14 protein-coding genes are annotated in these 14,345 nt (G+C 60.1%); 7 read left to right on the top strand and 7 right to left on the bottom strand.

From position 1 onward, the window contains the following. Nucleotide 1: 1 nt before the first annotated feature. The 4 genes from AC07OP_RS30800 (at nucleotide 2) to fabB (ending at nucleotide 4,826) form a co-directional block, all read left to right on the top strand. A complete protein-coding gene (locus tag AC07OP_RS30800; protein WP_495103217.1) occupies nucleotides 2–931 on the top strand; it encodes an ABC transporter substrate-binding protein in 930 nt (309 codons plus the stop codon). Then, nucleotides 928–2,829: an ATP-binding protein gene (locus AC07OP_RS30795; RefSeq protein ID WP_115488120.1), complete on the top strand. Its 1,902-nt coding sequence runs from the start codon at nucleotides 928–930 to the stop codon at nucleotides 2,827–2,829. The genes AC07OP_RS30800 and AC07OP_RS30795 overlap by 4 nt, the downstream gene beginning before the upstream one ends. Nucleotides 2,830–3,078: 249 nt before the next feature. After that, entirely contained in the window at nucleotides 3,079–3,594 is a 516-nt protein-coding gene (fabA, locus tag AC07OP_RS30790; protein WP_003210552.1) for a 3-hydroxyacyl-[acyl-carrier-protein] dehydratase FabA, read from the top strand. 11 nt (nucleotides 3,595–3,605) lie between these two features. Beyond that, nucleotides 3,606–4,826, top strand: coding sequence for a beta-ketoacyl-ACP synthase I (gene fabB / locus AC07OP_RS30785; RefSeq protein ID WP_027607070.1), 1,221 nt, complete (start codon nucleotides 3,606–3,608; stop codon nucleotides 4,824–4,826). A 106-nt stretch (nucleotides 4,827–4,932) separates the two neighbouring features. On the opposite strand, the gene AC07OP_RS30780 is transcribed toward fabB, so the two are convergent. Next, the gene (locus tag AC07OP_RS30780) at nucleotides 4,933–5,955 is read right to left on the bottom strand and encodes an amidohydrolase family protein (RefSeq protein WP_495103218.1); all 1,023 of its coding nucleotides are present in this window, start codon (nucleotides 5,953–5,955) and stop codon (nucleotides 4,933–4,935) included. Nucleotides 5,956–6,095: 140 nt separating this feature from the next. Here AC07OP_RS30780 and AC07OP_RS30775 point away from each other — a divergent pair, with 140 nt between their 5' ends. Together AC07OP_RS30775 and AC07OP_RS30770 are read left to right on the top strand one after the other, a co-directional pair. Further along, nucleotides 6,096–6,512, top strand: coding sequence for an OsmC family protein (locus AC07OP_RS30775; protein ID WP_065924497.1), 417 nt, complete (start codon nucleotides 6,096–6,098; stop codon nucleotides 6,510–6,512). Nucleotides 6,513–6,576: 64 nt separating this feature from the next. Next, the gene (locus AC07OP_RS30770) at nucleotides 6,577–7,443 is read left to right on the top strand and encodes a pirin family protein (RefSeq protein ID WP_495103219.1); all 867 of its coding nucleotides are present in this window, start codon (nucleotides 6,577–6,579) and stop codon (nucleotides 7,441–7,443) included. 46 nt (nucleotides 7,444–7,489) lie between these two features. On the opposite strand, the gene AC07OP_RS30765 is transcribed toward AC07OP_RS30770, so the two are convergent. From AC07OP_RS30765 to AC07OP_RS30750, 4 genes are all read right to left on the bottom strand, one after another. Further along, on the bottom strand, nucleotides 7,490–8,218 hold the full coding sequence (locus tag AC07OP_RS30765) for a dienelactone hydrolase family protein (protein ID WP_495103220.1): 729 nt from the start codon (nucleotides 8,216–8,218) through the stop codon (nucleotides 7,490–7,492). A gap of 179 nt (nucleotides 8,219–8,397) precedes the next feature. Further along, nucleotides 8,398–10,302: a molecular chaperone HtpG gene (htpG, locus tag AC07OP_RS30760; protein ID WP_065947272.1), complete on the bottom strand. Its 1,905-nt coding sequence runs from the start codon at nucleotides 10,300–10,302 to the stop codon at nucleotides 8,398–8,400. Nucleotides 10,303–10,391: 89 nt separating this feature from the next. Next, nucleotides 10,392–10,844, bottom strand: a complete 453-nt coding sequence (locus AC07OP_RS30755) for a PaaI family thioesterase (protein WP_065939925.1) — start codon at nucleotides 10,842–10,844, stop codon at nucleotides 10,392–10,394. Continuing rightward, nucleotides 10,841–11,317, bottom strand: coding sequence for a PaaI family thioesterase (locus AC07OP_RS30750; RefSeq protein WP_495103221.1), 477 nt, complete (start codon nucleotides 11,315–11,317; stop codon nucleotides 10,841–10,843). Before AC07OP_RS30750 ends, AC07OP_RS30755 begins: the two co-directional genes overlap by 4 nt. Before the next feature lie 158 nt (nucleotides 11,318–11,475). Here AC07OP_RS30750 and AC07OP_RS30745 point away from each other — a divergent pair, with 158 nt between their 5' ends. Then, nucleotides 11,476–11,727, top strand: a complete 252-nt coding sequence (locus AC07OP_RS30745) for a hypothetical protein (protein WP_010211724.1) — start codon at nucleotides 11,476–11,478, stop codon at nucleotides 11,725–11,727. A 94-nt stretch (nucleotides 11,728–11,821) separates the two neighbouring features. Here AC07OP_RS30745 and AC07OP_RS30740 read toward each other — a convergent pair whose 3' ends face one another. Both AC07OP_RS30740 and brnQ read right to left on the bottom strand, forming a co-directional pair. Then, complete coding sequence (locus AC07OP_RS30740) at nucleotides 11,822–12,559, bottom strand: DUF599 domain-containing protein (RefSeq protein ID WP_027607062.1); 738 nt, start codon at nucleotides 12,557–12,559, stop codon at nucleotides 11,822–11,824. 143 nt (nucleotides 12,560–12,702) lie between these two features. After that, nucleotides 12,703–14,016, bottom strand: a complete 1,314-nt coding sequence (brnQ, locus tag AC07OP_RS30735) for a branched-chain amino acid transport system II carrier protein (protein ID WP_495103222.1) — start codon at nucleotides 14,014–14,016, stop codon at nucleotides 12,703–12,705. Between the last annotated feature and the right edge of the window lie 329 nt (nucleotides 14,017–14,345).

The following is a 14,345-nucleotide window of genomic DNA, read 5'->3' as shown; positions in this document are numbered from 1 at the left end:
CATGGGCGACTCGTCACGGATGACCTTCTTCTTTATCTATAGGCTGCGGCGACTTGCTGGGCTGCTGGCCGGCCTGTTGTTGTGCGCACCGGCGTGGAGCGCCGAAATCCTGCTGACCGCCGCCGAAGACAGCGCCGGGGTGCAGGCCTTTACCCAGGCGCTGGCCCGACAACGCCCCGAAGACCGCGTCACCTTCACGTCACTTGAGGCTTTGCCGGCACCCAGCCAACTGCCCGCCGGCACGCGCCTGATCCTGCTCGACCTGCCCGGCCTCGACTGGCGCCTGCGGGATACCCAAGGGCCGCCGACGCTGGTACTGCGCATCAGTCGGCTCCAAGCCCATCAGCGCCCGGAGGCCTCACGGCACGCGCGAGTCAGCCTGTTGTGGAGCGACCCGCCGCTGGAGCGGCAGTTGCGCCTGATCACCAGCGTCCTGCCCCAGGCACGACGCATCGGCGTGCTCTACGGCACCGACAGTGAATTCCTGCTGCCCGAATTGCGCCAGCATGCGGCAGCCCTGGAGCTGGAGATCGTACCGCAGCGTTGGGACAACACTAACGACAGTCGCCCGCTGCAAACCCTGTTCAGGAACAGCGACGTGCTGCTCGGCCTCGATGACCCGCAGCTGTACAACCCGAAGACCGCGAAAAACCTGCTGCTGAGCAGCTACGCCCAGCAATTGCCGCTGTTCGGGCCCAATGCAGGGTTTGTGCGCGCCGGCAGCCTCGCCAGCACCTACAGCGACCAGGACGATTGGCTGGCGGTACTCGATCGTTTGCTCGACCAGCCGCCGGCCGCTTGGCCACGCGCGCTGTACCCCGACCACTTCAAAGTCGTGGGCAACGCGCAGGTCGCACGCTCACTGGGCATCGAACAGGTGGACGAAGCCAGCGTCGCCGCCCGAATGGCCGAAGGAGAAAAACGCCCATGACCTTGCGTCGTCGTTGGGACATCAATACCCGCACCCAGCTCATCACCCTGGGCCCGGCGCTGTTGCTGACGTTGCTGTTGATCAGCTTCTTCACCTTCGTGCGTATCCAGGACCTGCGCCAGGAACTGGACCACACCGGCCAATTGATCGCCAACCAACTGGCACCGGCCACCGAATATGGGGTGATCTCGGGCAACAACGATGTGCTCGACAGCCTGCTGCGCGCCACGCTGGCGACGCCCCATGTGCGTTTCCTGGAGATTCAGGACAGCAGCGAAAATATCCTGGTGTACGTCGAGCAACCCGCGGAGAAACACGACCGCGCCCTGTCGGTAAAAGTGTTCCAGGCACCGATCCGCCTGCAGCATATCCAGTTGGGCAACGACTTTTTCCAGGACAACCTCAACGAACCCAAGGCCCCCCGCGCGGACTACCTGGGCCGGGTGATCGTCGGCATGTCCAATGACGCCTTCAGCCAGCGCCAGCAGGAGATCCTGTTCAAGGCCGGTATCCTCGCGCTGTTCGCCCTGCTGTTTACGTTCCTGCTCGCCCGGCGCCTGGCGGCGAGCCTGTCGCAACCGATCAGCGCCATGGGCCATGCGGTCAAGGCCATCCAGCAGGGCGACTACAAGACGCCGCTGCCGATTGTGGATGACTCGGAGCTGGGCGATCTGTCGCGGCATATCAACAACCTCGCCGAAGGCCTCAACCAGGCCAGCCGCGAACAACAGCAGGCCATGGCCCAGTTGATCCAGACCCGCGAGGAGGCCGAACGGGCCAACAACGCCAAGTCAGACTTCCTGGCGATGATGAGCCACGAATTGCGCACGCCGATGAACGGTGTACTGGGCATGCTGCAACTGCTGGAAACCACCGACATGACCGAGGAACAGACCGAGTACGCGGCGCTGGCCTCCGAATCCACCGAGCATTTGCTCAAGGTGATCAACGACATTCTCGACTTCTCGCGCATTGAACGCGCGGCCCTGGAGCTGGAACATATCCCCTTCAACCTGGCCGACCTGATCAACAGTTGTGCCCAGGCCTTCCAGCACAGCGCCCAGCAGCGCGGGCTGGCGCTCAAGCTGCCGATCCCGCCCGGCATGGACGCACTGCGGGTACAGGGTGATCCGACGCGGATCCGCCAGATCCTGGTGAACCTGATCGGCAATGCCTTGAAGTTCACCGAACACGGCACCGTCAGCGTGGAGCCCCACTGGCAGGTGCTCGACCATGAGTTGGTGTGGTTCACCTGCACCGTGCGTGACAGCGGCATCGGGATTTCCGCCGAGCGCCTGGAATTGATGTTCGATGCGTTCCAGCAAGCCGACAGTTCCATTTCAAGACGTTACGGCGGTACCGGTCTCGGGCTGCCCATCGCCCGTACCCTGGCCGAACGCATGGGCGGCACGCTGCGCGCGCAGAGCGAAGAAGGCCGTGGCTCGGTGTTTACCCTGGAGATCCCCCTGGCCATCGACCCGCACAGCCAGCCGTCGATCGCCCTGGATGCCGAGGGCAAGCACAGCGCCGGCGAGGGTCGCCATGTGTTGCTGGTGGAAGACAACCCGGTCAACCGCACCGTGGTCGAAGCCATGCTGCGCAGCCTGGGCTTTGAAGTCAGCCTGGCCACCGATGGCGCCGAGGCGATCCGCAGTGCCGAGAGCCTGATTTTCACCGCAATCCTGATGGATTGTCGCTTGCCCTTGATCGACGGCTATGAGGCTACCCGGCAGATTCGCCAACTGCCCGGCTGCGCCGACCTGCCGATCATCGCCCTGACGGCCAACGCCTTGCAGGGCGACCGGGAAGCGTGCCTTGCGGCCGGAATGAACGATTACCTGGCCAAGCCGTTCAAACGCACGGATTTGCAGCAAATCCTGCAGCGCTGGGTGCAATAGCGGCGCGCCATCAGCCAACTCCGACTGGCGTGAAAGACGAAAGTGCGGCAGTCTTAGGCACCCGAACGGGCCCCTGAACGGGCTCGGTTTAAAATTTCAGTGAACAAGTGTACATTCAGTACCTTGCCGCTGTGACTTTCACTACAACGCAATAGTCTATGTGTAGGCTGCCGACATGAGGCATGAACGCTTCATTCGGTTCGGGAAGATTTGCCCTACCCTGCCGCATGGGATTATTGAGGAGCTCGCATGACCAAACAAAACGCCTTTACTCGGGAAGACCTGCTGCGCTGCAGTCGCGGTGAGCTGTTCGGCCCAGGTAACGCGCAACTGCCCGCCCCGAACATGCTGATGGTGGATCGCATCACCCATATCAGCGAAGAGGGTGGCAAGTACGGCAAAGGTGAATTGGTCGCCGAGCTGGATATCACCCCGGACCTGTGGTTTTTCGCCTGTCACTTCGAAGGTGACCCTGTCATGCCGGGCTGCCTGGGCCTCGACGCCATGTGGCAACTGGTCGGCTTCTACCTGGGCTGGCAAGGCCTGCCAGGCCGTGGCCGCGCCCTGGGTTCGGGCGAAGTGAAGTTCTTTGGCCAGGTCCTGCCGACCGCCAAGAAAGTCACCTACAACATTCAAATCAAGCGCGTCCTCAAGGGCAAGCTGAACCTGGCCATCGCCGACGGTTCGGTGACTGTCGACGGTCGCGAGATCTATACTGCCGAAGGCCTTCGGGTCGGCGTATTTACTTCCACTGACAACTTTTAAGGGTTATCCGCATGCGCCGCGTCGTTATCACTGGTCTGGGCATTGTTTCTTGCCTGGGCAATGACAAAGAGACCGTCACCGCTAACCTGCGTGCAAGTCGCCCTGGCATCCGCTTCAACCCGGAATATGCCGAAATGGGTCTGCGTAGCCAGGTTTCCGGCTCCATCGACCTGCCCCTCGAAGAATTGATCGATCGCAAGATCTATCGCTTCGTGGGCCATGCTGCCGCCTACGCCTACCTGGCCATGAAAGACGCCATCGCCGACTCCGGCCTGAGCGAAGACCAGGTATCGAACGTACGCACCGGCCTGATCGCCGGCTCCGGCGGCGCATCGACCCTCAACCAGATGGAAGCGCTGGACATCCTGCGCGAAAAAGGCGTGAAGCGCGTTGGCCCGTACCGTGTCACGCGGACCATGGGCAGCACCGTTTCGGCCTGCCTGGCCACGCCGTTCCAGATCAAGGGCGTGAACTACTCGATCTCCTCCGCATGCGCCACCAGTGCACACTGCATCGGCACCGCCGTCGAGCAGATCCAGCTGGGCAAGCAGGACATCGTGTTCGCCGGCGGCGGTGAGGAAGAACATTGGAGCCAGTCGTTCCTGTTCGACGCCATGGGTGCCCTGTCCACCCAGTACAACGAAACCCCGGAAAAAGCCTCCCGCGCCTACGATGCCAAGCGTGACGGTTTCGTCATCGCCGGCGGTGGCGGCATGGTGGTGGTCGAGGAGCTGGAGCACGCCCTGGCCCGTGGCGCCAAGATCTACGCGGAAATCGTTGGCTACGGCGCTACTTCCGATGGCTACGACATGGTTGCGCCAAGCGGTGAAGGCGCCATCCGCTGCATGCAGATGGCCATGTCCACCGTGGACACCCCGATCGACTACCTGAACACCCACGGCACCTCGACTCCGGTCGGCGACGCCAAGGAAATGGAAGGTGTACGCGCGGTATTCGGCGACAAGGCCCCGGCCATCAGCTCCACCAAGAGCCTGTCGGGTCACTCCCTGGGCGCCGCCGGCGTTCACGAAGCGATCTACTGCCTGCTGATGATGGAAGGCAACTTCATGGCCGGTTCGGCCAACATCGACGAGATCGACCCGGTCGTCGCCGATATGCCGATCCTGACCAAGACGGTTGAAAACGTCAAAGTCGACACCGTGATGAGCAACAGCTTCGGCTTCGGTGGCACTAACGCCACCCTGGTGCTGAAACGCTGGCAGGGTAAGTAAGCCCCGCAGGTTGATCACCTGAAAAAGCCCCGACTGGTTCGGGGCTTTTTTATGGGCGACTGGATTTGAGACCGCAACCGCATTTGCGTGAGACGAAAACGTAATATCAACGCGCACTATCATCGCCGCGAGGTTTAGGCAGGATGGCCAGGAAGTTGTCCCTCGCCACTTTGTGGGCAACGTCTTCAGGCAATGCATCCAGGAAGACATCAAAGCGGTGCATTTCCTCATCCAGCTTGTTGAAACGCCCGACGACATCCGAACCCAGCATAAAGCGCTCCGGGAAGCGTTCCACCAGCGTTACCCACTCCGGCCGAGGCTTGCCCCCATCATCCAGCAGGTAAGGCGTGAGCATGCTCCAGGACAGGTCGATATACAGGTTGGGGTAAGCCTCGAGCATACGGCTCAAGGTGGGCAGCAAAAAGTCCATTTGCACCTGGTGGCGGTGAATTTCCTTGCTGGTGCCGGCGTGAGCCCAGATAAAGCGAGTGTGCGGGTGGTTGCGCAGCGGCTCTTCGATTTCGGCCAAATACAGCGGGTTACGCTCGCGCTTGGAGGTGATGTTGGAGTGCAGCATCACCGGCAAGTCGTTTTCCGCCGCCAGGTGATAGATGCGCGTCATGGCCTCGTTATTGGCGCGCGGGGTATCCCCCGATGTGAGGGCGGTAAGGTCGTCGTGACGGGTAAACACTTCACCGATGCCTTGCCACAGCCCTGGGTTGAGGTCGAGCATGCGCTGGATATGGGCATCCGAATTCTTGTCATTGGGGTTGAAGCCGGACAGAAACGGATGAAAGTGCTGGCGCTGTTCAGGCGTCAGTTTATTTACCGCTGCGGCGACAATCACGTCGGTGGCGCTGTACCAATAGGCATCTGCGTCATCACCGGCGTAGTAGCGCGGGCGCTTGGGTTCGTCTTCGTGCCATTTCTTTGCGACGGGAATGCCGGAAATCATGACATGCTCGATGCGATTTTCTGCCATTGCCTTGAGCAATGTGTCCATCCCCGCCGTTTCCTGGAAGAAATCCACGTAATGCAGGTGGGCATCGCTGTAGGCATAGTCGCGAGCCTGTGTCGCAAGGCTATTGGCGGCGAGCAACAGGGCGAGACTCAAGCGGGTCCAGGGCACGGTACAACCTCGATAAGGGCGAATACCGGTAGACCTTGCGTGCCATACCGGGGTTCAGCCGGCAAAAAATGTGGAACACCCCCGTGCCAGCATGCTCTATAACTGCATGACCTTCCTTCTGCCACCCCGTGAGGTTTGCCATGCCTGTTACCGTCAATACGCTGAACGCCGACAACTTCCGCCACAGCGTCAATATCAATAATCACGAGCTGTTTACCGATCTGCCCAAGAGCCTGGGTGGTGACGACTCGGCGCCCTCCCCCCACGATTACTTCGACGCCGCGCTGGCATCGTGCAAGGCGCTGACCGTCAAACTCTACGCCCAGAAAAAAGACATCCCCCTGACCGGCGTCACCGTGGAAGTCACCCACGACGCCAGCGAAGAGCAAAAGGGCAAATACAGGCTCAACGTCAAGCTGACGCTCAAGGGCGTACTCACCGACGAACAGCGCGACGAGCTGCACCGCGTGGCGGATCGCTGCCCGGTACACAAGCTGATGACCACCGCCGAGGTCACCATCGAAACCCGCCTCTCTGAAGGCGCGTTCAGCCAATAGCGGCAACCTCCCGTCGAGCGGGTTATGCTCATTACCCTACAACCCGCTCAGACTGGGACGCACCATGACCACCCTCACCGTGATCCGCCCACGCCCCGAAGATGTCGAAGGCCAGCCGATCCTGCGCCCGCTGCCCTCGCGGGAATGTCGCAGCGTCGGGCCCTTTGTGTTTTTCGATCATATGTTGCCGACCCGCTATGCACCGGGCAGCGGCATGAACATCCGCCAGCACCCCCATATCGGCCTGTCCACCCTCACCTATCTGTTCGAAGGCGCACTGCAGCACAAGGACAGCCTGGGGTCGGATCAGGTGGTAGAGGCCGGCGATGTCAGCTGGATGACCGCAGGCGGTGCAATCGCCCATGTCGAGCGCACACCCGAGGCACTCAAGGCCCGTGGTTTCAGCATGCATGGCCTGCAAGTGTGGCTGGCATCGCCCAAGGACCACGAAGAGGGGCCGGGGCACTACAGCCATCACCCCGCAGCGAGCCTGCCGGTGAGTGACAACCTGGGCGTGCGGATTCGCCTGATCGCCGGCAGTGGCTTCTGCCTCAAGTCACCGGTGCCGGTGCTGTCGCCTACGTTGTATGCAGATGTACACATGCAAACGGCCACGACCCTGCTGATTCCTGACGAGCACGAGGAACGCGCGGTGTATGTGCTGGAGGGTGAAGCCCAGCTGGAGGGTGAGCGGCTTGAGGTGCACAGCCTGGTGGTATTGCCGGCCGGGCAGGCAATGACCCTGTTCGCCGAGAGTGATTGCCACTTGGTGGTGTTGGGCGGAGCACCGCTGGATGGGCCACGGCGGATCAATTGGAATTTTGTCGCGAGCGATCCGCTGAAGATCGAGCAGGCCAGGCAGCGCTGGGCGGCGGGGGATTGGCCGACGGTGCCGGGTGAAACCGAAAGAATTGAGTTGCCGGTGAGATAGCTATCGGGGGCAAGCCCCCGATGACGCTGGAACAGGCGCTGAAGATTCAGCCCTTGAACACTTCATCCAGCAAGTTATGCATCGACCGGAACGCCCGTGCAGCGGTCTTGGCGTCATACATCATCTTGCCCGGCACATTGGCGTGCGGGTCGGTGAAGGAATGCACCGCACCGCCGTAGCTCAGCAATTGCCAGTCCACGCCGGCCGCGTTCATTTCATCTTCGAACGCCGGCAGTTGCTCTTTCGGCACCAACGGGTCGGAAGCACCGTGCAGCACCAGCACTGAACCCTTGATGTTTTTCGCATCTGCCGGGTTCGGCGTGTCGAGGGTGCCATGGAACGATACAGCAGCCTTCAATGGCGCACCGGTCCGTGCCAGCTCCAGGGAGCAGCAACCGCCGAAGCAGAAACCAAAGGTGGCCAGCTTAGAGGTGTCCACTGCCGCTTCGGTCTGGCCCTTCAGCTGCTCAAGGGCAGCCTGCATGCGTTTGTTCAGCAACGGGCGATCATTCTTCAACGGCATCATTGCGGCGCCGGCTTCATCACCATTCGACGGGCGCACGGTTTGCCCATAGAGGTCGGCGATCAGCACCACGTAGCCCTTGGCGGCAACGCTCTTGGCGATCTCTTCGGCCCCCGCACTCACACCCATCCAGTTCGGCGCCATCAGCAGGCCGGGCAGCGGGTTCTTTTGGCTGGCATCGAACGCCAGGCGGCTTTCATAAGACTGGCCATCAATCTGATAGACCACGGAACGCACGGTGACTTGGCTCATCATTTTCTCCAGTTGAAGATCACTAGAACGGAAATAGGCTGTAGGTGCGAGCTTGCTCGCGAAGAACCTCAACGATCACGCGGGCAACCTGATACCCAGCGCCGCCCGCAGGTTTTTCGCGAGCAAGCTCGCTCCTACAAACGAAAAAACCCGCCGAAGCGGGTTTTTCTACAACGGTATCAAACCGACAGTTCAACCAACAGCTTGTTCAGTCGGCGCACGTAGGCGGCCGGGTCCTTGAGGCTGTCGCCAGCGGCCAGGGCCGCCTGGTCGAAGAGGATGTGGGACAGGTCGCCAAAGCGCTCTTCGCTCTGCTCGCCGTCGAGTTTCTCGATCAACGGGTGAGCCGGGTTGAATTCGAAGATCGGCTTGGAGTCCGGGACCTTCTGGCCGCTGGCTTCGAGGATCTGGCGCATCTGCATGCCCAGGTCCTGCTCGCCGATGGCCAGGATCGCCGGGGAATCGGTCAGACGGTGGGAAACCCGCACTTCGCTGACGGCATCGCCCAGGGACGCCTTGATCCGCTCAACCAGGCCTTCTTTGGCCTTGGCGACTTCCTCGGCTTCTTTCTTCTCTTCCTCGGAGTCCAGGTTACCCAGGTCCAGGTCGCCACGGGCCACGTCGACAAAGGATTTGCCGTCGAACTCGTTGAGGTAGCTCATCAGCCACTCATCGATACGGTCGGTCAGCAGCAGCACTTCGATGCCTTTCTTGCGGAAGACTTCCAGGTGCGGGCTGTTCTTGACCTGTGCGTAGGTTTCGCCGGTCAGGTAGTAAATCTTGTCCTGGCCTTCCTTGGCACGTGCCAGGTACTCGGCCAGGGACACCACCTGCTCGCCCTCTTCACCCTGGGTGGAAGCAAAGCGCAACAGGCCGGCGATTTTTTCCTTGTTGGCAAAATCTTCCGCCGGGCCTTCTTTCATGACCTGGCCGAAGTTTTTCCAGAAACCCTTGTATTGCTCTGGCTCGTTCTTCGCCAGTTTTTCCAGCATGTCGAGCACGCGCTTAGTCAGCGCCGACTTCATGGAATCGATGATCGGGTCTTTTTGCAGGATTTCCCGCGACACGTTCAGCGACAGGTCATTGGAGTCGACCACGCCCTTGATAAAGCGCAGGTACAGCGGCAGGAACGACTCCGCCTGGTCCATCACGAACACGCGCTGCACGTAGAGCTTCAAGCCTTTCGGCGCTTCACGCTGGTACAGGTCGAACGGCGCACGGGCCGGCACGTAGAGCAGCGAGCTGTATTCCAGCTTGCCTTCGACCTTGTTGTGGCTCCAGCTCAGCGGATTTTCGTAGTCGTGACCGATGTGCTTGTAGAACTCCTGGTATTCCTCGTCCTTGATCTCGGTACGCGGACGGGTCCACAGGGCACTGGCGCGGTTGACGGTTTCCCATTCCTGCGCAGGCTTCTCTTCACCTTCGGCAGCTGCTTGTTCTTTCGGCAGCTCGATCGGCAAGGCGATATGGTCGGAGTACTTCTTGATGATATTGCGCAGGCGCCAGCCGTCGGCGAACTCGTCTTCACCGGATTTAAGGTGCAGAACGATGCGGGTACCACGGTCAGCCTTGTCGATGGTGGCGATTTCAAATTCGCCCTCGCCCTTGGAAGCCCAGTGCACGCCTTCGCTGGCGTCAAGGCCGGCACGACGGCTGAACACTTCAACCTTGTCGGCCACGATGAAGGCCGAGTAGAAGCCCACACCGAACTGGCCGATCAGGTGCGAATCTTTCTTCTGGTCGCCGGACAGGTTTTTCATGAAGTCGGCGGTACCGGATTTAGCGATGGTCCCCAGGTGGGTGATCGCATCTTCACGGCTCATGCCGATACCGTTGTCTTCGAGGGTGACGGTATTGGCGTCTTTGTCGAAGCTCACACGGATTTTCAGTTCCGCGCCACCTTCCAGCAGCTCAGGCTTGGACAGGGCTTCGAAACGTAATTTGTCGACAGCGTCGGAGGCGTTCGAGATCAATTCGCGAAGGAAGATTTCCTTGTTGGAATACAGCGAATGGATCATGAGGTGCAGCAGTTGCTTCACCTCGGTCTGGAAGCCCAGGGTTTCCTTTTGAGTTTCCACACTCATGGTCATCAAACTCCAATTGGATGGCAGTGGCCGCGCCCTGAAGGGTTGGCGGCGGGTTGTCATCAAAGTTGGGGGCTAAGAGCAGGATTTCAAGGGCGGACCACGTCCTCGATCTTGAAATGCGCACGGGCGGTGGCGATGGGCTCGGCGGCGGTGGTTTGCCAGGCGGTGATCGCCACATTCGCCACCCGTCGGCCCTGACGCCACACCTGGCATTTGGCGTAAGTGTCGCGAAACTGGCCGGCGCGCAGGTAATCGAGGGAGAAATCGATGATTTTCGGGAGGCCCGGCGCTCCGGTAAATACCAGCAGGTGCAACGCCGCTGCCAGTTCCATAAAGCCGGCAATCACCCCGCCGTGAAGCGCAGGCAATATGGGGTTACCAATATTGTCCTTGTGGGCCGGCAGGCGAAACAGCAATTCATCCCCCAGCCGGGTGCATTCGATCCCGATCAGTTTGGCGTAGGGGATCAGGTCCAGCAGCGCCTCGTAGCTGCCGCGTTGATGAGCCTGTTCCAGGCGGGTCTTGAATCGATGGGTCATGCCTGCTCTCCTTTGATGGCGCGCCCCAACCCTTGGGTGCCCTTGAGACGCTTGCCCATGCGCATGAAGGTGCCCACCACATGGGCGATGGGTTGTTGCGGGTCGTCCTGGTAGGCAAAACCACGGGTGAAGATCACGTCGGTGGTCACCCGGTAGCACTGGGCGAAACCATATACCGGCTTATGCGGCTCGGCGGGATGCATATAGTCGACACGCAGGTCCAGGGTCGGGCACACCTCGAACTCCGGCAGGACACACAGGGTGGCCATGCCGCAGGCGGTATCCACCAAGGATGTCAACGCGCCACCGTGGATCACGCCGGTCTGGGGATCACCCACCAACTGCGGCGCGTAAGGCATGACCAACGTGATGCCCTCCTCGCTGGCATGATGAACGCTGATACCCAGCACCTGACAATGGCGCAAGGCTGAGACAAAGCGCGTCGCGCGCTCTAACAAGGGATTTTCGGTCATTCGTTGCAGACTCTTATTAGTGTTGATGGGCGAAATAGACGGTGCGGGCGAAAGTTCCTTTGAGGTCGTTGTTTATATATCTGTGGAATAAAAGGAACTAATGCTGAACGGCCATGCTCGAAAGGCCAGTAGATATCTTCACTAAGGAGAAACACCCCATGCGTAAGACTTTAGCTATTTCCATGATGTTGGCCGCTGCCCTCGGTCTCGCTGCTTGCGACAAGAAATCCGAAGACAAAGCCCAAGATGCCGCAGCGCATTCTGAGCAAGCTCAAAAAGACATGGCGAAAGCTCAGGATAAAGTGAACGACGCTGCGAAAGAAAACGCCGATGCTGCCAAAGCTCAGGCTGAATCGAACGAAGCCGCCGCAAAAGAAGCAGCACCAGCCACTCCTGCCACCGGTTCCTGATACCGCGGCATGAAATAGCTTCGCTGCAAAAAGAAAGCCCGCTTATATAGCGGGCTTTACTTTGCCTGTTGTTTTTAACTCAGCGCGTCACGCATTAAATCTCCTCTTTGGCGGGCTCAGGCATTGGTGTATCCGTCTGCGTATACACCATCACTTGCAGTACGTCGGAATGAAACTCCCGGCGATACAACACGAACACCACCCCGGCACTCATCAACATAAACAACCAGGGGCTGACGAACCACGCCAGCATGGTCATGCCGAAGTAATAAGAACGCAGGCCAAAGTTGAACTGGTTGGCGGCCATGGAAATCACTCGCGCCGCACGCAGGGCAAACGCCTTGCGCTCCTGCTCCGACACATGCCGCTCACCGATCATCGGTGCCGATCCGACCAGCACCGCGGCGAAGTTGTACTGGCGCATGCACCAACTGAAGGTGAAGAAGGCATAGACAAAGACCAGCGCCAGGCAGAGCAGCTTGATCTCCGACATGCCCTGGGAGGCCTGCTGCACCATGGGTATGTCCGCCAGCAATGACACCGCCCGCTCGGAGGCCCCCAACACCGTGAGAATGCCGGCGAGGATGATCAAGGTGCTGGAGGCGAAGAATGAGGCATTACGCTCCAGGTTGCCGATCACGCTGGCGTCGGCAATCCGGTTGTCGCGCAGCAGCATGCGACGCATCCAGTCTTCGCGATACAAATGCAGCACGCTGGCCAGGCACGCGGTGTCTCGGGCTTTCCAGGTGGCATAACGGGTGTAGCCGCCCCAGCATAGGATGAACCAGAGGGCAGCAAGCAGGTGGATCTGATTGGCTTCGACGAACGACATGCGGGTCCTTGCAGAAAGAAGATTGAGAAACTTTTTGCGTCTGTTCGACGTTAGCGCAGAGAAAAAGACACTGCCCGCCGCTCAAAAAAAATGCCCCGTATCGATTGATACGAGGCATTTCCGTACTGCATGAAACCCGCTTGTTATGCGATGGCTTCGCTGCGCTTACCCAGCATGCGATCAATGACGACCGCCACAACCAGCGTCATCACCGACGGTACCAGCCACGCCAGGCCTTGCTCGCTCAGCGGCAGGTTCGCCAGCTGCGAAGGCATCCAGCCTGCCAGGCCTGCGCCCTTGAGCGCGTCAATGCAACCAAAGATGAACGACACCAGCATCACCGGACCAACGATACGGCCCTGCTCCTGCCAGAAATCTTTGCAGAAGCTCAACGCCACCAGCACGATGCACGGCGGATAGATCGCAGTGAGTACCGGGATCGAGAACGCAATCAGCTTGGTCAGGCCCAGGTTCGACACGAACAGCGAGAACAGCGCCAGGATCACTACCAGGGTCTTGTAGGACAGCGGCAGGATTTTGCTGAAGTACTCGGCACACGCGCAAGTCAGGCCGACGGCAGTGACCAGGCATGCCAGGGAGATCAGTACAGCCAGGAAGCCACTGCCCAGGGAGCCGAAGGTGTGCTGAACATAAGCGTGCAGCACTGCGGCACCATTGGCAGCGCCGGCAGCGACTTCATGGCTGCCCGACCCGAGGCGGAACAGGCTGACATACACCAGCGCCAGACCGACGCCGGCAATCAACCCGGCAATGATCGCGTAGCGGGTGATCAGCTTGGGCGATTCGACACCACGGGAACGGATCGCATTGACGATCACAATGCCAAACACCAGCGCACCCAGGGTATCCATGGTCAAGTAGCCATTGATAAAGCCCTGGGAAAACGGTGCGGCGACGTATTCCTGGGTGGCGACACCCACCTCACCAGCCGGCAGGGCAAACGCGGCAATGCCGAGGATGGCCAGGGCGATGATCTTCAGCGGCGCCAGGAAGCGACCCACGGTGTCCAGCAGTCGGCCTGGGTACAGGGAGACAAAGAACACCACCAGGAAATACACCGAGCTGTAGAGGAACAACGCCAGCGGGCTTTCGCCGGTCAGCGGCGCCAGGCCCACCTCAAACGACACGGTCGCGGTACGCGGGGTGGCGAACAGCGGCCCTACCGCCAGATACGCCGCCGCCGCGAGCAGGCCACCGGCGATCTTGCCGATCGGGCTGCTCAACGCGTCCATGCCGCCACCGACCTTGGCCAGGGCGATCACGGTGACCACCGGCAGGCCAACGGCAGTGATCAGGAAGCCCAGCGCCGCCATCCAGACATGAGGCCCGGACTGCAAACCCACGATAGGCGGGAAGATGATGTTGCCGGCGCCCACGAACAGGGCGAAGGTCATGAAGCCCAACGCCAGGATGTCCTGGCTTTTCAACACTTTCATTTGAGGAAATACCACACTACTGAATCGGAATTTAGAGAGGGATTCCCTATGGATGAGGGAAATGCTGCCGGCCCTTATGGGCACCGACCGGTCTAGCGCGCAGCTTCCTTTTGGGAGGCGGACGCATAAAGAGGCGGCTAGGGTACAGAATTAGCCTGACAAACGCACTGTTGCGGGGCGGACTGTCCGATAAGCGACATCTTGATGTCGCGTTTTCATACTTAATTTGGCAATACAAACAAAATTGTGGGAGGGGTGTAGAACCGTAGACATCGTTTACATCTGAAACCGGGGACATCGTTTACACATTTGAGGCCTGGACGCGGGTC

This window comes from Pseudomonas sp. GW821-FHT09D08 (assembly GCF_059416305.1).
The sequence above is the reverse complement of the archived record's forward strand: the minus strand, read 5'-3'. Positions and strand labels throughout refer to the sequence as shown.